At 43.5% G+C, this 17602-nt stretch carries 24 protein-coding genes; 15 read left to right on the top strand and 9 right to left on the bottom strand.

Annotated features, from left to right (window positions below; all coding sequences use genetic code 11):
- Positions 1-5 precede the first annotated feature (5 nt).
- Entirely contained in the window at positions 6-128 is a 123-nt protein-coding gene (locus AOC33_RS09235; RefSeq protein WP_281252761.1) for a hypothetical protein, read from the bottom strand.
- 193 nt (positions 129-321) lie between these two features.
- Between AOC33_RS09235 and AOC33_RS09230 the strand changes: the two genes are divergently transcribed.
- Complete coding sequence (locus AOC33_RS09230) at positions 322-444, top strand: hypothetical protein (protein ID WP_255535262.1); 123 nt, start codon at positions 322-324, stop codon at positions 442-444.
- Between the two features lie 31 nt (positions 445-475).
- On the opposite strand, the gene AOC33_RS09265 is transcribed toward AOC33_RS09230, so the two are convergent.
- From AOC33_RS09265 to AOC33_RS06370, 3 genes are read right to left on the bottom strand one after another with little or no spacing between them, the layout of a single operon-like run.
- Complete coding sequence (locus AOC33_RS09265) at positions 476-670, bottom strand: cysteine-rich CWC family protein (RefSeq protein WP_089515922.1); 195 nt, start codon at positions 668-670, stop codon at positions 476-478.
- A complete protein-coding gene (locus AOC33_RS06375) occupies positions 667-1131 on the bottom strand; it encodes a Smr/MutS family protein (RefSeq protein WP_089515920.1) in 465 nt (154 codons plus the stop codon). Before AOC33_RS06375 ends, AOC33_RS09265 begins: the two co-directional genes overlap by 4 nt.
- Entirely contained in the window at positions 1100-2095 is a 996-nt protein-coding gene (locus AOC33_RS06370; protein WP_089515918.1) for a D-2-hydroxyacid dehydrogenase family protein, read from the bottom strand. The genes AOC33_RS06375 and AOC33_RS06370 overlap by 32 nt, the downstream gene beginning before the upstream one ends.
- Before the next feature lie 68 nt (positions 2096-2163).
- On the opposite strand from AOC33_RS06370, the gene AOC33_RS06365 reads away from it, so the two are divergent.
- From AOC33_RS06365 to AOC33_RS06340, 6 genes are all read left to right on the top strand, one after another.
- Positions 2164-3132, top strand: coding sequence for a Bug family tripartite tricarboxylate transporter substrate binding protein (locus tag AOC33_RS06365; RefSeq protein WP_089515916.1), 969 nt, complete (start codon positions 2164-2166; stop codon positions 3130-3132).
- Between the two features lie 3 nt (positions 3133-3135).
- Positions 3136-3675, top strand: a complete 540-nt coding sequence (locus tag AOC33_RS06360; protein ID WP_089515914.1) for a carboxymuconolactone decarboxylase family protein — start codon at positions 3136-3138, stop codon at positions 3673-3675.
- Between the two features lie 136 nt (positions 3676-3811).
- Positions 3812-4426 (top strand): response regulator transcription factor, encoded by a 615-nt coding sequence (locus AOC33_RS06355; RefSeq protein WP_089515913.1) that lies wholly within the window; start codon positions 3812-3814, stop codon positions 4424-4426.
- An 80-nt stretch (positions 4427-4506) separates the two neighbouring features.
- A complete protein-coding gene (locus AOC33_RS06350) occupies positions 4507-5592 on the top strand; it encodes a helix-turn-helix domain-containing protein (RefSeq protein ID WP_089515911.1) in 1086 nt (361 codons plus the stop codon).
- Positions 5593-5679: 87 nt separating this feature from the next.
- Entirely contained in the window at positions 5680-6234 is a 555-nt protein-coding gene (locus AOC33_RS06345; protein WP_089515910.1) for a chromate transporter, read from the top strand.
- The gene (locus AOC33_RS06340) at positions 6231-6815 is read left to right on the top strand and encodes a chromate transporter (RefSeq protein WP_089515908.1); all 585 of its coding nucleotides are present in this window, start codon (positions 6231-6233) and stop codon (positions 6813-6815) included. The genes AOC33_RS06345 and AOC33_RS06340 overlap by 4 nt, the downstream gene beginning before the upstream one ends.
- 81 nt (positions 6816-6896) lie before the next feature.
- Here the strand turns inward: AOC33_RS06340 and AOC33_RS06335 are convergent, their stop codons facing one another.
- Entirely contained in the window at positions 6897-7100 is a 204-nt protein-coding gene (locus AOC33_RS06335) for a cold-shock protein (RefSeq protein WP_089515906.1), read from the bottom strand.
- A 375-nt stretch (positions 7101-7475) separates the two neighbouring features.
- Here AOC33_RS06335 and AOC33_RS06330 point away from each other — a divergent pair, with 375 nt between their 5' ends.
- From AOC33_RS06330 to AOC33_RS06310, 5 genes are all read left to right on the top strand, one after another.
- Positions 7476-8171: a nitroreductase gene (locus AOC33_RS06330; RefSeq protein WP_089515904.1), complete on the top strand. Its 696-nt coding sequence runs from the start codon at positions 7476-7478 to the stop codon at positions 8169-8171.
- A gap of 31 nt (positions 8172-8202) precedes the next feature.
- Entirely contained in the window at positions 8203-9393 is a 1191-nt protein-coding gene (locus AOC33_RS06325) for an acyl-CoA dehydrogenase (RefSeq protein ID WP_089515903.1), read from the top strand.
- Between the two features lie 76 nt (positions 9394-9469).
- Positions 9470-10000, top strand: coding sequence for a TlpA family protein disulfide reductase (locus tag AOC33_RS06320; protein WP_180738113.1), 531 nt, complete (start codon positions 9470-9472; stop codon positions 9998-10000).
- Positions 10001-10221: 221 nt separating this feature from the next.
- On the top strand, positions 10222-10569 hold the full coding sequence (locus tag AOC33_RS06315) for a c-type cytochrome (RefSeq protein WP_245835626.1): 348 nt from the start codon (positions 10222-10224) through the stop codon (positions 10567-10569).
- A 13-nt stretch (positions 10570-10582) separates the two neighbouring features.
- Positions 10583-11860, top strand: coding sequence for an NAD(P)/FAD-dependent oxidoreductase (locus AOC33_RS06310; RefSeq protein WP_089515900.1), 1278 nt, complete (start codon positions 10583-10585; stop codon positions 11858-11860).
- Between the two features lie 96 nt (positions 11861-11956).
- On the opposite strand, the gene AOC33_RS06305 is transcribed toward AOC33_RS06310, so the two are convergent.
- Positions 11957-13267, bottom strand: a complete 1311-nt coding sequence (locus tag AOC33_RS06305; protein WP_089515898.1) for a replication-associated recombination protein A — start codon at positions 13265-13267, stop codon at positions 11957-11959.
- Between the two features lie 82 nt (positions 13268-13349).
- Between AOC33_RS06305 and AOC33_RS06300 the strand changes: the two genes are divergently transcribed.
- Positions 13350-13892, top strand: a complete 543-nt coding sequence (locus AOC33_RS06300; RefSeq protein WP_089515896.1) for a TIGR00645 family protein — start codon at positions 13350-13352, stop codon at positions 13890-13892.
- Between the two features lie 16 nt (positions 13893-13908).
- On the opposite strand, the gene AOC33_RS06295 is transcribed toward AOC33_RS06300, so the two are convergent.
- Both AOC33_RS06295 and AOC33_RS06290 read right to left on the bottom strand, forming a co-directional pair.
- Positions 13909-14376 carry a DUF3429 domain-containing protein gene (locus AOC33_RS06295; RefSeq protein ID WP_089515895.1) on the bottom strand — a complete coding sequence of 156 codons (468 nt, stop codon included), beginning with the start codon at positions 14374-14376 and terminating at the stop codon, positions 13909-13911.
- A gap of 2 nt (positions 14377-14378) precedes the next feature.
- Positions 14379-15230, bottom strand: a complete 852-nt coding sequence (locus tag AOC33_RS06290; RefSeq protein WP_089515893.1) for a 3-hydroxybutyryl-CoA dehydrogenase — start codon at positions 15228-15230, stop codon at positions 14379-14381.
- Between the two features lie 102 nt (positions 15231-15332).
- Between AOC33_RS06290 and purU the strand changes: the two genes are divergently transcribed.
- Positions 15333-16199, top strand: coding sequence for a formyltetrahydrofolate deformylase (gene purU / locus AOC33_RS06285; RefSeq protein ID WP_089515891.1), 867 nt, complete (start codon positions 15333-15335; stop codon positions 16197-16199).
- Positions 16199-16843, top strand: a complete 645-nt coding sequence (locus AOC33_RS06280) for a VTT domain-containing protein (protein ID WP_089515889.1) — start codon at positions 16199-16201, stop codon at positions 16841-16843. Before purU ends, AOC33_RS06280 begins: the two co-directional genes overlap by 1 nt.
- Here the strand turns inward: AOC33_RS06280 and AOC33_RS06275 are convergent, their stop codons facing one another.
- Entirely contained in the window at positions 16844-17548 is a 705-nt protein-coding gene (locus AOC33_RS06275) for a glutathione binding-like protein (protein WP_089516442.1), read from the bottom strand.
- Positions 17549-17602: the final 54 nt, after the last annotated feature.

Below are 17602 nucleotides of genomic sequence, written 5' to 3'. Positions count from 1 at the left end.
TCTCCTTATTGCGAAGAGTCTTTTTTACTGGCTCGAAACATCACCCAATAGCGGCGGACCATATACAAAACCACCAGACCACCGATCAACCAAACCAGTCCATCAAAAATCATTTCAGCCAGCGTCATTGTTTACCCAGTTATCTATTCATTGGTCAGCAGAACCCAGGATTGCTGGGCTCATTTGAATTATCAATTATCTGCCCAAACAAGCGCTTTTTAAGAATTTTAAGCATTTTCTTGACATCTTTTAAAAATACTGTATATTTATACAGTATAGGCACTTTGCCTTGTATCTACTGGCTTTAAAAGGAGTATTTAAATGAAAACTTTGATTTCTAACCCAATTTGGTCTTTGATGAGCGGTTTGGTCATTTGGATGGTTTTTGCTGAAAAACCAGGTGAATGGCAAAGACGTGAGTGGGTTTGTTCTCGCTCGGAGTGAGCTTTGTTCACTCTCAGAGCTTAGCAACCCTTTAATCTTGTTTTGATTGCTTTTCCAATTGCTGTTGAAGGCAATCAGGGCACCAGCAAGAACTGCTTTTTTCGCCATCTTTGAAGCTCACAGGTGGCAGTGACATGCACCAGCAATCTTCCACATTTGTGGCAGCGAGACATTCAAAAATTTTGCCACATTGAGGGCATTGAGAATCGGTTAACGGTTTATTCATCTTTTCAGAATAATCAAAGTAATACCGGGGTTGCCATGAATATCCTTTGTCAGAATATCTTTGACGGCAGGGTATTGTCTGCACAGTTCTTGGTAGGACTCTTTACCAGGACCCAAATCTTCACCAGCAAAATAACTGCTGATCAAGTGAGAGCGCCTTTGATACATCAGTTCTTGGCGAATAGCTTCTTTGATTCGGCCACCTTGTCCGCCTGAGCCATACCCATGTATCACTTTCACAACCCTGATCGCTGTTTTGGCGAGTTCATTTAATGCTCGATCAAAAAGAATCAATGCTTCGTCGACCCTGGGCAAGTTCTCCTCTAAATTGAGCGTAAAAATGCCTGCCAACTTTTTAGGCAGTGGTGGCGTCTCTTGCGATCCACAGTAAGGACACTCTGATTGCAGGGCACCACGTGGGTTGCCGCAATCAGGGCAGAGGACGGATGATGGCTTGACCATTTAACCAAGCTTCCAAAGATTCCACCACACCCGTTGTGAATGACTTGAACACGGGCTCTGCCACGAAACCAAGGTGTGGGGTAAGTAATGTATTGGGTGTGCTACGCAAAGGATGATCTGCGGGTAAAGGCTCGATGTCAAAAACATCCAAAGCGGCACCACCGATACTTTGTTTTTGAAGTGCTTGAACCAAGGCACCCGTATCAACCAAAGTTGAGCGTGACGTATTGATCAGTAAAGCATCTTTTTTCATGAGAGCTAATTTTTCTTGATTGATCATCCCCTTGGTCGTTGGGCTAGCAACGATGTGCAAAGAAACAATGTCTGATGTTTGCATGAGAATATTCAAGCTGACTGATTCAGCACCCACGGCTGCAGCTCTTTCAGAGGTCATATTGGGACTCCAGGTCACCACTTTCATGCCAAAGGCGAGCGCCACTTTGGCCACGCGTGAGCCAATTTCACCCAGGCCGACTAAACCCAAAGTTTGACCTTTTAAAACTGGCAATAAAGAATGTTGATTGCGCCACTGATTTTCGATGATCAGTTTGTTTTGTTCGATCAATCTTTTGTGTAAGCCCAGAATCAATGCCCAAGTTAATTCAGCTGTGCTGTCTTTGGATGGACCCCATTCTGTGTAACTGATTGGAATGCCTCTTTGTTTTAATGCTTCAGTATCTAAAGCTAAATTGCGGGTGCCTGTAAAAACCACATATTCCAAATGCTTTAACTGGGCAATCAGGTCTGCTTTGAGTGGGGTGCGATCACGCATTAAAACTAAGGCATGAGCATCTTGAATTTTTTCCAGTAGCGCAATGCCAAGCAGGGGCTGATTGAAGATCTGTACATCGGCCAAACCTTTGATAGCGCTCCAATTGGACAGTTTTTCATATGAATTTTCATAATCATCTAAAACCACAATTTTCTTGCGCATGATGGGTCCCGTTTTTTTAATTGCATTCATTATAGGAGTGTGGGATATTTATGAAGTCACAGAGCTATAAAAGCCGGACAAAACCTAAAGGAGACGTAATGAATAAGCTTTTAGCCGGCTTGATGTCGGTTTTATGTATCAGTGGTGTCGCTCAGGCACAAAGCAATGACTGGCCAACTCAAAAAACAATCAAGATGATCGCAGTTTTCCCACCAGGGGGATCTGTTGACCAAGTGGCCAGAATTTTGGCTCCAGCCTTGCAAAATCAAATGAAGCAAAACGTGATTGTTGAAAACATTGGTGGAGCATCAGGCTCAATCGGTGCTGCTGCAGTTTCAAGAGCTCAACCGGATGGTTACACGTTTGGCGTGGTGTTTGACACTCACGGCGTGAACGAGAACATGATTGAAAAATTGCCGTACAAGACCAAAACCGATTTGACGACTGTGACCATGATTGGTACAGCGCCAATGGTGTTAACTGCCACTAAAGCATCAGGCATCACCAGCTTTAAACAATTGCTTGCTGATGCAAAAGCTAAAAAAGCGAATAACTACGGTTCAATTGGTACAGGTAGCTTAGGTCATTTGGCTTTGGCATCATTGGCTAAAGACGCCAAATTTGATTGGACACACGTCCCTTATCGTGGCGGTGGCCCTCTGATGCAAGACGCTTTGGCAGGCCACGTGCCTTTGGCCATTGGTTCATTGTTCTTGGTCAAGCCTCACGTTGATTCGGGTGGTGTGATTCCTTTGGCTGTGACGACCAGCAAACGTTCGCCAGAATTGCCAAACGTGCCAACGATTGCTGAAAGTGGTTACCCTAACTTTGAAGCTCCAGCTTGGTGGGCCATCATTGCTCCAGCAAAAACTCCAGCAGCAATCGTTAATCGCATGCACGAAGAAGTTGCAAAAGCTTTGAAGAATCCTGAGATTGCGCAACGCTTGAAATCACAAGGCATTGAAATTGCAGCCTTGGGTCCTAAGCCTGCTCAAGATTTTGTTAATAAGCAGATTGATGTTTGGGGTGCTTTCATCAAGGCCAACAACATCAAGGCAGCTGATTAATCAATGACTGAACGTCTTGTACCTTATCAACCGCTGGACTTGCAAGAGCCAGCGGATTTGGTGGCTGCTATTCGTCAAAGGCGAGGCGGCCAATTCATCAATCTTGATCGCATGTTGTTGCACAGCGCTCCATTTGCAACGGGTTGGAATGCTTTTTTAGGTGAGGTCCGTAACAATCTTGGCTTAGATCCAAAACTACGTGAATTGGGTATGTGTGGTGTGGCCATCTTGAACCGTGCTGAATACGAATTCATTCACCATGCCCCAGTCTTTTTAAGTGCTGGCGGCACCGAAGAGCAAGTCAAAGCCATGCGCCAGATTGGCTCTAGCCCAATGTCAGCAGGCTTGTTCAGTCAATTGGAAGAGGATGCCATTGAATTAACCATTCAAATGACGCGCTCGATTGAAGTCGATTCTGCTTTGATGAAACGTTTACAAAGCGCTTTGGGTAATTCGCATTTGGTGGAGTTGGTGGGTGTCATTGCCACCTACAACATGGTTTCAAGATTTTTAGTTGCTTTGCAGGTCACTCCCGAACACTGATCTAGAGCATGAATTAAACCCATCAAGGCTGCACCACATTTGTGCGGCCTTTTTTTTATTAGCTTTAAAGCTAATAGCCGAAAGTTATTAATCTAACTAATATGATCAAAGTTAAATATCTGAAAGATATAACATTTTGAGTGAAATAGGCCATATATACATCATCGATGATGACGCTTCAATGCGCAGTTCCTTGACTCGCATGTTGAAGAGTTGCGGTTACTCCATCGAGTCACATGAATCTCCAGAATCATTTTTAGAAAAATCAATTCCAGTGTCTCCAGCAACCATCCTGTTGGATATGCGGATGCCAATTATGTCAGGCGTTGACTTACAAAAGAAATTGAAAGAGATGGGTCGTGAGACTCCAATCATTTTCATTTCAGGTGAATCAATGCCTCACGAGATCGTGGTGAGCATGAAACAAGGCGCAGTAGATTTCTTGTTCAAACCATTCAATTTGGATGATCTATTGCGTTGCATCGGCACCGCGATTGAAAAAGATAAAGAAATTTTCCAATCAATGACTCAGTCATTGACCATTAATCAACGCTATGACTCTTTGACCCCCAGGGAAAAAGAGGTTTGCGCTCTATTGGTAGAGGGTTTGATGAACAAAGACGTGGCGGTTCGTTTGGGAACCACAGATGCCACCATCAAAGTCCATAAATCAAGGGTCATGGAGAAAATGAGAGCCACTTCTTTGCAAGAATTGGTTCGTTTGTATGGTTCGGTGAAGAATAAGTTGTAAGGCTTTGATGAATTTATAGTTTTGAGTTATTTATCGATGTTAAAGTTACAAGATGAGGCCAAAGAGCTCATGGAGACAGCATGTCATTAGGATCAAAAAATAAATTTGAAATCCTGCCTGAAATTCAGGGAAAGGTGCTTAAAGCCGCCCGTGAAAAGCTCAGACTTGAAATTCAAGATCTAGCAACTAAGGCTTGCCTGTCTAAAAAACACATCACTGAGCTTGAGCAGGGTGGTGTCACTAGCTTTTACTCTGAGTCTCATAAGATCACTGTGGCAAAAAAAGTTGCCAAAATATTGCAGTTAGACGAATCACTTGTTTTGGTTCATCCCGATGGTGATTTGGCTCAACAAGAATCTTTACCTTTTGATGCAGCCATTGAAGATACGCAGCAGTCTGTGAAAGTTCAAGAAACAAAAGCCGCCAAAGAAGAAAAAGTAAGCACTCCTGAGAAGAAGCCAGTTGCTCAAGAATCAAATCAACAAACTGCTAAACCAGCAGCGGCAGCAGCAAGTCAACCAATGAAAGTCAGTTTGGAGAATCTTCAATCTGGCGGTCAAATGGATTCTTCAAGACCACAACAAAAAGGTTCTCGTCGTGCCTTAGTGTCAGTCTTGTTATTGATCTTGGTGGCGGGCGGCCTTTATTCAAGTAGAAATGACATCATTGCTGTATTCAATCCGCCAGCAGCAGAGCCTCAAGCTGTGGTGGTTGAAGGGGCTGAACCTAAAGAAGATAGCACTGATCCAGCAACACCTGCCAATCCTGCAAACCCGGCAAACCCATCTGCACCAAGTTCAGCGACACCGGCAGTAGCCAGTGTTGCAGCTGTTGCACCATTGCCATCAGATGTTGGTTGCCCAAAACCTGATGCGAGCTTGACAGAGCAATCTGTGACTGAACCTAGCAAGCCAGGTAACTTTGTGCATGTCTATGTAGAGTCAAGACAAATTGTTTGTGTGGTGGATGCTACTGGCAAATCAATGATGCAATCAATTGAGGCTGGTACTAGTTTTGGTGCTGGCCATACCTTTAGCGGTAAAGCACCGTTCACTATTTTGACCAATGGTTTATCTCAAACAGCTGTCTTTTTCCAAGGTAAGCGTATTCGACCAATCAATGAGCAAGCAAGAACGATGCGCGTTAAAGAAGTATCTACTAATTAAGATTGCCAAAGAAAAGATATTCAAAGGAGCTTCGGCTCCTTTTTATTTACCTATGTTTAGAGCAATCAGGCACGATAAAATAAAACCATGAGCCAATTGCCCCAATCTAAATCTGAAATTTTCTGGGTATTCACTTGGCTGGCTCTTCAAGGATTTGGTGGTGTTTTACCAGTTGCTGAGCGCGAGTTGGTTGATAAAAAACGTTGGTACACCAGAGAAGAGTTTCTTGAAGAGTGGGCAGTTGCCCAAGTATTACCGGGCCCCAATGTTGTTAACTTGGCCATCATTTTTGGCTCACGCCATTTTGGGTTGCTCGGCGCATTAGCAGCCATTGCTGGCATGTTGGTATTTCCGATGTTGGCGCTGATTGTTATAGCGATCACATATCTTCATTGGGGTGCTAATCCAGCGGTTGCAGGTGCGATCAAAGGGATGGGCGCTGTTGCAGCAGGCTTGATTGCTGGGACATCTCTTAAATTGGCCAGCGCACTTAAAAAGCATCCGTTGGGTTATTTGCCTGCCATTGGTATTGCCTTACTCTGTTTTATTTTGGTGGCGTTGATCAGAATTCCTTTGGTGCATGTGCTCTTAAGCCTTGGCATTTTGTCTATCTATCTGACATATCGTCGGGTCAAGCCATGATTCCATTTTCTTTCGCAAACTGGCTGGATGTTTTTTTGCATTTCACGGCTGTTTCGTTGATGGCAGTTGGCGGAGCAGTGACTGTCATCCCTGAGATGCATCGCCATTTGGTCTATCAAAATGCTTGGATGTCTGAAGACCAATTCGCAGCATCAATTGCAATTGCTCAATCAGCCCCGGGCCCAAACATCTTGGTGATTGCCATGATGGGTTGGCACATAGGCATTAACTCTGTCACAACAATTCATGCGCAGTATCTTTGGGGAACCTTTGGTATGTTATTGGCCATGATTGGTGTGATGCTACCCAGTTCAATTCTGACGTACTCAACTGCGAAGTGGGTTCAAGCCAACAAAGACAGTAATTTTATTTTGGCATTCAAACAAGGGTTGGCCACATTGGTGATCGGCGCCATTCTGGCAACCAGTTGGTTGATCAGTGCGGCTAATACCAGTTTGGAAAATGACTGGCCATTGTGGTTGTGCACCATTGTCACTGTCTTCCTGATTTGGAAAACAAAGATACATATTTTGTTGTTGTTATTGATTGGGGCAGTGCTGGGCGGAGTGGGGCTGATTTAAGTCATCGAATCAAAGCCAGCCATAAAAAATAGGCAATAAAAAACCCGACCGAAGTCGGGTTCTTATAAACATAACACCAAATTACATTGGGTTGATGTTAGAAGCTTGCTTGCCCTTAGGGCCAGTTGTTACTTCAAAGCTAACCTTTTGGTTTTCTTTCAAGCTTTTGAATCCGTTACCTTGAATCGCTGAGAAGTGAGCGAATAAATCTTCACCACCACCATCAGGAGTAATAAAACCAAAACCTTTTGCGTCGTTGAACCACTTAACAATACCTGTTGCCATTACTGAAATTCCTTAAAAAAATTAAACGTGGTGATTTCTCACCTTTTCTTTGCAGGGCTGGAAGATTCAACTAACCGAATCATCCATTTTGAAAAATGGAAACGACGGAAGCTACTTGAAGACCTACGCACTAAGTATCGCACAATTTGAATAAAGGGATATGATTATCTAATCAGGGCTTTTACTAGGTTTTCTGGGGCTAAAACACCCAAAAACAGGTATTTTTGGCAAAAAAAGGATTTATTGGGTTTTGCGGGCCCAAAAAGCAGGCTTTTTCGACTCAATTCACTGAAATATGAGCGTTTTAATCCTCAGCGAAGATTTAAAGTCTGTTTTATCCTCTAGCCTACCCAATAAAAAGAAGAGATAAAACAAATGAATCACGTAGAAATCACCAAAATTGTTGATGACAACATCAAGGCAAGACGCTCTATTCGTGCTTTTTTGCCAACTGAAGTAAAAAAACAAGACATTCTGGACATCATGAATGTTGCTGGTCGTGCTCCATCAGGTACCAACACCCAACCTTGGCAAGTACACATTGTTCAAGGGGCTGCCAAGCAGGCGATCACCGATGAAATCCTCAGCATTTTTAATGATCCTGAAACACTCAAAGAACACACTGAAGAATATAACTACTACCCATCAAAGTGGATTGATCCTTATTTAGCGCGCCGTCGTAAGGTTGGTTTTGATTTGTATGGTCTTTTGGGTATCGGTAAGGAAGACAAAGATCGCATGAAAGCCCAAGGCGCTCGCAACTACCAATTCTTTGATGCGCCAGTTGGAGTTTTCTTCACCATTGACCGAGTCATGCAGCAAGGTAGTTGGTTTGACTATGGCATGTTTGTGCAAAACGTGATGTTGGCTGCGAAAGCCCGTGGTCTTGATACTTGTCCGCAAGCGGCCTTCACTCAATTTCATCGAGTGATTGCAAAGCATTTGAACCTCAATCCTGAGCAACAGTTAATCTGTGGCATGTCCTTGGGATACGCTGATCAAAGCAAAGTCGAAAATACTTTGACCACCGACCGCGAAAAAGCGGAAAGCTTCACACATTTTTATAACTAGGTTTAATCAGTTTTTTTATAGGTAATTCTCTATGAGTCAGACTTTTCAATGGAATGATCCACTGCGTTTGGATGATCAGTTAACTGACGAGGAGCGCATGATCAAAGATGCTGCTCATGACTACTGTCAGGGTCAGTTATTACCCAGGGTGACTGAAGCGTTTCGTCATGAAAAAACAGACATCGCTATTTTTAGAGAAATGGGCGGCTTGGGCTTGTTGGGTATGACCATCCCTGAACAATATGGCGGTGCTGGTTTGAATTACGTGGCATATGGTTTGGTCGCTCGTGAAGTTGAGCGAATCGATTCTGGTTACAGATCTATGTTGAGTGTGCAGTCTTCTTTGGTGATGGTGCCTATCAATGATTTCGGAACAGAAGAACAAAAAAAGAAATACCTGCCAAAACTGGCTACTGGTGAATGGATTGGTTGCTTTGGTTTGACTGAGCCTGATCATGGTTCTGATCCTGCCAGCATGGTGACTCGCGCAAAACCAGTGGATGGTGGTTACTCATTGTCTGGTTCGAAAATGTGGATCACCAACAGTCCCATCGCTGACGTATTTGTGGTGTGGGGAAAGTTAATCGATGAGGCCACTGGTAAAGATGAGATCCGCGGTTTCATCTTGGAAAAAGGTTGGAAGGGTTTAACGGCTCCTGCGATTCATGGCAAAGTTGGTTTGAGAACCTCATTGACCGGTGAAATTGTCATGGATGAAGTTTTTGTACCTAAGGACAATATCTTTCCAAATATCAAAGGTCTGAAAGGGCCTTTCACATGCTTGAACAGTGCTCGTTATGGTATTGCATGGGGTGCCTTGGGCGCCGCTGAAGATTGCTGGTTCAGGGCCCGTGACTATGTGATGAATCGCCAACAGTTTGGTCGTCCACTGGCTGCCAATCAATTGATTCAAGTGAAATTGGCCGATATGCAAACAGAAATCAGTTTAGGTTTACAGGCCTGCTTGCGTTTGGGTCGCATGAAAGATGAGGGCACGGATGCTGTTGAAATCACATCCATTTTAAAGCGTAATTCTTGTGGCAAATCATTGGCTATTGCCAGAATGGCCAGAGACATGATGGGTGGCAATGGTATTTCTGATGAATATGGAGTGGCAAGACACATGGTGAATTTAGAAGTGGTCAACACTTACGAGGGAACACACGATATTCATGCTTTGATTTTGGGTCGTGCTCAAACCAATATCCAAGCATTCTTTTAAAAACATTAAAAGTAATGTGCAACACAGGCCATTCACTTGAATGGCCTTTTTCTTTATATCGTTTATTCTTGATTCTATGCAAGGACTTCTTAAATCCTCTTCTAACAAGGTGAAGCTGATCATGCTTTTAGGCATGCTCTTTACTTTTCTTTCATCGCAAGCAAATGCGATTGAAGTTGGAGATCATTTGCCCTTGGGACAAATTCAGTCGATTCAGGGGGAAACATTCATATCTGAAGATTGGGCAAAAAGAAACACCATTGTTCAAGTTTGGGCCACTTGGTGTTCTTATTGCCGAACTCAAAATAAATACATGCAACAGCTAAGGCAAAAAGTGCCTGCTGAGCAGTTGAACATTGTCACAATTTCAATTGATCGACGGGCTGAGTCAGTCAAAGACTACATGGGAAAGAATCAATACAGCTTTCCTGTAGTGATGATGACCCCAGAGCTATCAAAGGCCATTGGTAAGAGAAGAGGTGTTCCTGAACTTTATGTGATCAACCCCCAGGGGCGGGTGATTCAGAAAGATTTCGGTTTGATGGTTGATCTGGATTTCTTTGACTTGGCCAGATATGCCGCAAAATCAGAAAAGCCCACCAGATAAGTAGTCAACAGCTCTCAAAATAAGAAAATTCAGGATAAAAATCATCACCAGGACTTTCATCATGCACTTTGGGCATACCCATATAAGAAGAATGAAGTTGTTTTAAATGCCACTCTGTTGAATAATCTTTTAGTTAGTTAAATCAATTAACTGTAAGGTGAAACCCCAAGATATAAAAAGGTTTTATCCAATTAAAATCAAGCTGATACTAAAGGGGGGAAATGATGCAATCATTCATTCGTAAACCATCAATATTGATGGCGGGCTTATTCGTGAGTCTATTAGGCGCAACTTCTTTGGCAAATGCCCAAAGCCTACAAATCAAACAATGGGCTGCTTCATGTGCAGCCTGTCACGGTACCGATGGTTATTCCGAAGGTGGCATGGCCAGCCTAGCGGGACAAAATAAAGCCGAAATGATCAAAAAGATGAATGAATATAAAACTGGTAAGCGCGTAGCCACCATCATGCATCAGTTGAGTAAAGGTTATACGGATGAGCAGATTGAACAAATTTCTGCTTACTTTGCCTCTTTGCCTGCTGAAAAACCAGTAGCTAAAACAAAATAATCGGGAGTTGATCATGCAAAGACGCGAATTTATACAATTAGTGGGTGCGGGTGCTGCGGCGACAACTTTGGTTGGTTGTGCTTCAACACAAATTGATGCCAAAAATGCCAAAGTATTGGTAATTGGTGGCGGTTATGGTGGTGCAACAGCTGCCAAATACGTGCGCAAGTTTTCAAATTACACAGCAGATGTCACACTGATCGAACCAAATCAGAATTTCATTTCTTGCCCAATGTCCAATCTAGTGATTGGTGGTAGTAAGAAGATGGAAGACATCACAGTTTCATACGCAGGTTTGAGCAAGAACCACGGCGTGAAATTGGTGAAAGACTACGTGGTGTCAGTAGACGTTGCCAAGAAGCAAGTGAAACTTGCTGGCGGCTCAACATTGTTCTACGATCGCTTGATCGTTTCCCCAGGTATTGATTTAACTTACGACAAATTACCAGGCATGCTCAAGCCAAATGCTCAGAACGAAGTTCTGCACGCATGGAAAGCTGGCGAGCAAACTGTGGGCCTAAGAAAGCAATTGGAAAGCATGAAGAACGGTGGTGTATTTGCCATTTCAATTCCTTTGGCTCCGTACCGTTGCCCTCCAGGACCATACGAGCGTGCTTGCCAAGTGGCTGATTATTTCCAAAAGAACAAGCCAAAGAGCAAAGTACTTATTTTGGATGCGAATGATGATGTGACATCTAAGCCAGGATTGTTTAAGTTGGCTTGGTCACGCCGTTATGCTGGCATGGTTGAGTATCGCGGTAAACACAATCTAACTGATGTGGATGTCAAAGGTAAGACTTTGAAGTTTGAATTCAATGATGACATCAAGGCTGATGTACTGAATGTGTTGCCTCCAATGCGTGCTGGTTCAATAGCTGTGAAAACAGGTTTGGCTAACATGAACGCACGTTGGTGCGAAGTTGATTTCTTGACCTTTGAATCTAAGGTTGCACCAAACGTTCACGTATTGGGCGACTCAATTCAAATCGCTCCAGGTATGCCAAAATCTGGTCACATGGCCAATCAACACGGCAAGACATGTGCTGCAGCCGTAGTTGCTATCTTGAGTGGTGCGGAAATAAACCAATTGCCGGTTTATAACAACACTTGCTATAGCTTCGTATCTGCTGAAGAGGTGGTTCACGTTGCCAGCGTTCATACTTATGATGCTGCTAAGAAAACCATGGTCACAGTACCAGGTTCTGGTGGTGTGTCTGCTGCTGCTAATCCTCTTGAGGGTGAGTATGCGAATGCATGGGCCAGAAACATTTGGGCTGACATGTTGGTTTAAGCCACTGAATTACTTTCAGTTGCACCAAATAAAAAAGTCTGCTTCAGCAGACTTTTTTATTTGACTCATTTATTCAATTTTTATTTAATTCTTAATTTACTTTTTATTCTTAACCGCCTCATCCAAAGATTTTAAGAAAGCCAGCTTCTCTTTGATTTTGGCTTCCAAACCCCGATCAGTTGGTTGATACCAATTAGCCTCTTTAACGCCGTCAGGAAGATAGTTTTCTCCGGCTGCATAGGCGTGAGCTTCATCGTGCGCATAACGATAAGCCTTGCCATGTCCCAATTCATCCATCAGCTTGGTTGGGGCATTGCGCAAATGCATTGGCACGTCACGACTGGTGTCTTTTGCCACAAAGTCTCTGGCTTGATTGAATGCTTTATAGGCCGAGTTGCTTTTGGGGGCTGCGCACAAGTAAATCAGGGCTTCAGCAAGAGCTAGTTCGCCCTCAGGGCTACCCAAGCGCTCATAAGTCAATGCAGCATCATTGGCTAGTTGCATGGCGCGCGGATCTGCCAATCCAATATCTTCCCAAGCCATGCGAACAATTCGACGTGACAAATACTTAACGTCAACTCCACCATCAATCATGCGGCAGAACCAATACAAAGCACCGTCTGAATTAGATCCCCTGACAGATTTATGCAAGGCTGAAATCTGGTCATAAAAATGATCGCCAGATTTATCAAATCGTTTCGATAAGTGTCCTAAAGACTGCTCTAGGAATTCCGCAGTGATATTGGTGATTTGACTGATTTTTGCAGCGTTGAAGGTTTGCTCAATCAAATTAAGGAAACGTCTGGCATCGCCATCGGCCAGGTGAAGTAAAACTGCTTTGGCTTCTTCATTAAACTCAAGTGAGCTTGGTAAAGCTGCCAAGGCCCGATTCAGTAACTGTAAAAGTTCTTCATGAGTCAAAGACTTAAGAACATAGACCTGTGCTCTTGAAAGTAATGCTGAATTGACTTCAAAAGAGGGGTTTTCAGTGGTGGCCCCAATAAAGGTCACTAAGCCCGATTCAACAAAGGGGAGTAGAGCGTCTTGCTGAGACTTATTGAATCGATGAATTTCATCAACAAATAAAATCGTTTTTTTATTGAACTGTTGTAGATTGTTTTCTGCCTGCTCAATGGCTTGTCTTATTTCTTTTACCCCAGCCAAAACTGCTGAAATGGCAATGAATTCGCAGTCAAAAGTATTGGCAGTTAGGCGCGCAATGGTGGTTTTACCAACGCCTGGCGGACCCCATAAAAGCATCGAGTGGGGTTTTCCGGAGCGGAATGCTAGGTCAAGTGGTTTGCCTGGTCCGAAAAGGTGAGTTTGCCCAACCAGGTCCTCTTTTTGTTGAGGGCGAAGTATTTCCGCTAGGGGGGTAAAATTTTCGTTGTTTGGTAATAAAGACATGGTTTAATACGCAAATTGTCGCATGTTGTCTGAATGCCAAATCGTTTTTTAAAACTAATTCATCATTATTAAAAAGTAACTCATGAACCAAGATACATCAACTCAATTAAAAGATAAATTACGCCCTTTGCCACGCTGGATTTTTATGAGCCGCTGGCTGCAAGCTCCCTTGTACATGGGGCTGATTGTTGCTCAAATTGTTTATGTGATTCAGTTCTGGCGCGAATTGGTTCATCTCATTGGCATGATGATGACCAAGGGTGGCACGACTGAAACAGAAATCATGTTGATTGTTTTAGGTTTGATTGACGTGGTGATGATTTCAAATCTCTTGGTGATGGTCATCGTGGGTGGTTGGGAGACATTTGTATCTCGCCTAGAACTCAAGAATCATCCTGATCAACCTGAATGGTTGTCGCATGTGAATGCAGGTGTTTTGAAGGTCAAGTTAGCAACAGCCATCATCGGCATTTCTTCAATTCACTTATTGAAGACTTTCATCAATGCAGAACACTTGGATGATAAAACTCTGTTGTGGCAAACCTTAATCCACTTGACGTTTGTGATTTCAGCTTTGGCGATTGCCTACACGGAAACACTTTTGGCTAAGGCCAAATCTCACTAAAAAGATTTAATTCAAATCAAAACTGTCTGATAGCAATGCCAGCCAAAACAAGGCTGGCAGTTGCAACTGCTGTCAAGACGGTTCTCATTTTTAAGAATTCTGCCAAATACGTTTCGTCATGAATCAAATGTCGAAACTGTTTGCGATCAACGAGCAATGCAAGAAGAAGTGTTGCAGCAATCAAAAAGTAACCAGAAGAAAAGGGTAGGTGAAGAGCGACCCAGGCTAGTAATGATGGGGTGACGCCCCAAATCCAAGCGCCTTTAGATCTCCAAAAGCCATAACCTTCTTGATTTGACAGAGGGCTCAATAAAGGACCCCAATGCAAGGCTCCTACAAATGAAGCGATTGTTGCTCCATAAAGGAGTAATGAGTTAGCGGCCCAAAAATCCAGCGGTGGCTCTGTAAATTGAACCAATCCAGACAGCAGGATGAAGGGAATCAGTCCTGCGTAACCAAGAAATTTAGCAATCGGTGTCAACATGATCAGTTATAGCTGTAAACGCCTTTGCCTGATTTTCTGCCAAGGTAACCAGCTGCCACCATCTCGCGAAGCAATGGGCAAGGACGATATTTAGAGTCATTAAAGTTCTTGAAGTAAACCTCCATGATGGCCAAGCAAGTATCTAAGCCAATCATGTCAGCCAAGGCCAATGGACCAATAGGGTGGTTGCAACCAAGCTTCATGCCTGCATCAATGTCTTCTGGTGTGGCCAAACCTTCAGCCAACACAAAGAATGCTTCATTGATCATCGGTACCAAGATACGGTTCACAACAAAGCCAGGGGCATTTTTAACGGTGATTGGTTCTTTGCCCAACACCTTTGACATCTCTTCAACCAAACCGTGTGTCTGGTCATCCGTTTGTAGGCCGCGGATAATTTCAACCAAGGTCATCATCGGCACAGGGTTGAAAAAATGCATGCCGATAAAGCGCTGAGGATTGCTGACTTCAGCCGCCATTTGTGTGATTGAAATCGATGAGGTATTTGAAGCAATGATGGTGTCTTTGCTAACAATGCCATCCAATTGTTTCAAAATCTTGATCTTGAGGTCGTAGTTTTCAGTCGCGGCTTCAATCACCATTTGTGAACCTGTGAAATCTTGGTAATTGGTGCTTGTTTTGATGCGAGCCAAGGCAGATGCTTTTTCAGCTTCAGTCATCTTCTCTTTTTTGATCAAGCGATCAAGGCTGCTGGCAATGGTTGTTAGGCCTTTTGCTACGGCGGCCTCATTGATATCGACCATGACCACATTTAAGCCAGAAACTGCACAGGCTTGAGCAATGCCATTGCCCATCGTGCCAGCGCCAATAATGCCCACAGACTGAATACCCATCGCTTGACCTTGTAATTAAGTACTAAAAGCCTAAGTTTAAGCTTCATCTGGAAAATAGTAGAAATTTTTCAATATTTCTCAGGCTTTATGGATAATGTCGGTATGTCTACACAAGGTTTCATCCTCAAAATCTCCTGCCCAGACCGACCAGGCATCGTCCATGCTGTCAGTCAGTTTTTGTTCAATCAAACGGCCAATATTCTAGATTCCGCTCAATTCAGTGATACGTTCACCAGTCGCTTTTTCATGCGTGTGCATTTTGCCAAGACCTCGCAAGAATTGAATCTACAAAATCTACAAGAGTTATTCAAAGGAATTGGCGATAGCTTTCAAATGGATTGGGAGCTATTTGATGCGGCCAGCAAACCCAAAGTATTGATCATGGTTTCTAAATTGGGCCATTGTTTGAATGATTTGTTATTCAGAACTCACAGTGGATATTTGCCGATTGAGATTGCTGGCATCGTCTCAAACCATCAAGATTTTCAGAATCTAGCCGCAGGTTACAAAATACCGTTTCATTTCATGCCACTCAGCAGTGCGAATGATGAGCGAAAAAATGAACAAGAAGAACAATTATTGAAATTGATTGATCAGGAGAAAATCGATTTGGTGGTGTTAGCCAGGTACATGCAGATTTTATCTCCTAAGGTCTGTGAAAAGTTATCTGGTAAAGCCATCAACATCCACCACTCTTTCTTACCAAGCTTTAAAGGTGCGAAGCCTTATTGGCAAGCTCATCAGCGCGGAGTCAAGCTAATTGGGGCAACGGCTCATTACGTGACCACTGATTTGGATGAAGGCCCAATCATTGAGCAGGGTGTTGAGCGCGTTGATCATGCCATGAATCCGGATCAATTAGCTGCCGTAGGAAGAGATGTGGAATGTATGGCTTTATCACGCGCCGTTCGTTGGCATGCTGAGCACCGTATCTTGTTGAATGGAAAAAGTACCGTGGTCTTTCAGTAATGGATTTTTCACTTTTATTAGATATCTTTTTGCACTTAGACAAACACTTGGTCACCATTGTTGATCAATGGGGTCCTTGGGTGTATGTCTTGTTGTTTGCCATCATCTTCATTGAAACAGGCGTTGTAGTGATGCCTTTCTTGCCGGGTGACTCTTTGTTGTTTGTGGCTGGTGCCATAGCGGCGGTGGGTGGTATGAGCCTGCCTCTTTTATTGATTTTGTTGATCATTGCTGCAATTGCTGGTGATGCAGTTAATTATTCAATTGGTCGCTGGTTTGGACCAAAAGTATTTGGTTGGGAAAACTCTCGTTGGTTCAATAAAGACGCTTTTGATAAAACCCATGCTTTTTATGAAAAGCATGGGCCTATTACCATTGTCGTTGGCCGCTTCATGCCGTTCATCAGAACCTTTGCCCCATTCATTGCGGGAGCAGCGCAGATGTCTTATCCAAAATTCGCTACTTACAACGTGGGTGGCGGCATTCTTTGGGTTGGAAGTTTGACGACCTTGGGTTACATGATTGGCGAACACCCATGGGTCAAAGCCAACTTCTCAATGGTGGCTTTGGCGATGATCATCATCCCAGGATTACCAGCACTGTGGGTGTTCCTACAGGCCATGGTGCAAAAGCTAAAGCGCTGATTATCTTTTTTGATATTGCGTCTTTCCGTACAAAATCTCTTTGGCTTTATCGTCATTCAGAGGTTTTCTGAGTGATGTTAAAACTTCAACACCTCGTTTGACGGCGGGGCGCTCTGCAATTTCTTCATGCCAACGCAAAACGTTCGGAAACTCCTCAAGAGTGATGCCTTGATTTTTCCATGAGCGTGTCCACGGAAAAATAGCGATGTCTGCAATGCTGTAGTCTTTGCCAGCAATGAAATGTTTCTTAGAAAGCTCTTTGTCCATCACGCCATATAGTCTGCGAGTTTCATTCGTGTAACGGTTGATGGCGTATTCGACTTTTTCTGGTGCGTAGATTCTGAAGTGATGAGTTTGGCCCAGCATTGGACCAACGCCACCCATTTGAAACATTAACCACTGCAACACCTCAAACTTGGCACGATCTGTTTTTGGTAGAAAGCGACCAGTTTTGCTTGCAAGGTACAAAAGGATTGCGCCGGATTCAAACAAGGCGATTGGTTTGCCATCTGGGCCATTAGGGTCGACCATGGCTGGAATCTTGTTGTTTGGGCTGATGGCTAAAAACTCTTTGGTGAACTGATCGCCAGCACCAATATCAATCGGATGAGCTAGCCAATCTTTACCTAAGCGATAGCCACATTCCTCCATCATGATGTGAACCTTGTGACCGTTGGGCGTTGCCCAGCTGTAAATATCAATCATGCCTTGTTTCTTTGTCATCATTTTTCCTTTTCTAACAAACTTGGGTGTTCAAAT

Origin of the sequence: Polynucleobacter cosmopolitanus, from assembly GCF_002224225.1 — a bacterium.
GTDB lineage: Bacteria > Pseudomonadota > Gammaproteobacteria > Burkholderiales > Burkholderiaceae > Polynucleobacter > Polynucleobacter cosmopolitanus.
This window is presented reverse-complemented; position numbering and strand designations above follow the sequence as displayed.

Coding starts and splice junctions, on each gene's coding strand:
- AOC33_RS09235 (WP_281252761.1), bottom strand. CDS start 128: ATGACGCTGGCTGAAATGATTTTTGATGGACTGGTTTGGTTGATCGGT.
- AOC33_RS09230 (WP_255535262.1), top strand. CDS start 322: ATGAAAACTTTGATTTCTAACCCAATTTGGTCTTTGATGAGCGGTTTG.
- AOC33_RS09265 (WP_089515922.1), bottom strand. CDS start 670: ATGAATAAACCGTTAACCGATTCTCAATGCCCTCAATGTGGCAAAATT.
- AOC33_RS06375 (WP_089515920.1), bottom strand. CDS start 1,131: ATGGTCAAGCCATCATCCGTCCTCTGCCCTGATTGCGGCAACCCACGT.
- AOC33_RS06370 (WP_089515918.1), bottom strand. CDS start 2,095: ATGAATGCAATTAAAAAAACGGGACCCATCATGCGCAAGAAAATTGTG.
- AOC33_RS06365 (WP_089515916.1), top strand. CDS start 2,164: ATGAATAAGCTTTTAGCCGGCTTGATGTCGGTTTTATGTATCAGTGGT.
- AOC33_RS06360 (WP_089515914.1), top strand. CDS start 3,136: ATGACTGAACGTCTTGTACCTTATCAACCGCTGGACTTGCAAGAGCCA.
- AOC33_RS06350 (WP_089515911.1), top strand. CDS start 4,507: ATGTCATTAGGATCAAAAAATAAATTTGAAATCCTGCCTGAAATTCAG.
- AOC33_RS06345 (WP_089515910.1), top strand. CDS start 5,680: ATGAGCCAATTGCCCCAATCTAAATCTGAAATTTTCTGGGTATTCACT.
- AOC33_RS06340 (WP_089515908.1), top strand. CDS start 6,231: ATGATTCCATTTTCTTTCGCAAACTGGCTGGATGTTTTTTTGCATTTC.
- AOC33_RS06335 (WP_089515906.1), bottom strand. CDS start 7,100: ATGGCAACAGGTATTGTTAAGTGGTTCAACGACGCAAAAGGTTTTGGT.
- AOC33_RS06330 (WP_089515904.1), top strand. CDS start 7,476: ATGAATCACGTAGAAATCACCAAAATTGTTGATGACAACATCAAGGCA.
- AOC33_RS06325 (WP_089515903.1), top strand. CDS start 8,203: ATGAGTCAGACTTTTCAATGGAATGATCCACTGCGTTTGGATGATCAG.
- AOC33_RS06320 (WP_180738113.1), top strand. CDS start 9,470: ATGCAAGGACTTCTTAAATCCTCTTCTAACAAGGTGAAGCTGATCATG.
- AOC33_RS06315 (WP_245835626.1), top strand. CDS start 10,222: ATGATGCAATCATTCATTCGTAAACCATCAATATTGATGGCGGGCTTA.
- AOC33_RS06310 (WP_089515900.1), top strand. CDS start 10,583: ATGCAAAGACGCGAATTTATACAATTAGTGGGTGCGGGTGCTGCGGCG.
- AOC33_RS06305 (WP_089515898.1), bottom strand. CDS start 13,267: ATGTCTTTATTACCAAACAACGAAAATTTTACCCCCCTAGCGGAAATA.
- AOC33_RS06300 (WP_089515896.1), top strand. CDS start 13,350: ATGAACCAAGATACATCAACTCAATTAAAAGATAAATTACGCCCTTTG.
- AOC33_RS06295 (WP_089515895.1), bottom strand. CDS start 14,376: ATGTTGACACCGATTGCTAAATTTCTTGGTTACGCAGGACTGATTCCC.
- AOC33_RS06290 (WP_089515893.1), bottom strand. CDS start 15,230: ATGGGTATTCAGTCTGTGGGCATTATTGGCGCTGGCACGATGGGCAAT.
- purU (WP_089515891.1), top strand. CDS start 15,333: ATGTCTACACAAGGTTTCATCCTCAAAATCTCCTGCCCAGACCGACCA.
- AOC33_RS06280 (WP_089515889.1), top strand. CDS start 16,199: ATGGATTTTTCACTTTTATTAGATATCTTTTTGCACTTAGACAAACAC.
- AOC33_RS06275 (WP_089516442.1), bottom strand. CDS start 17,548: ATGATTGATATTTACAGCTGGGCAACGCCCAACGGTCACAAGGTTCAC.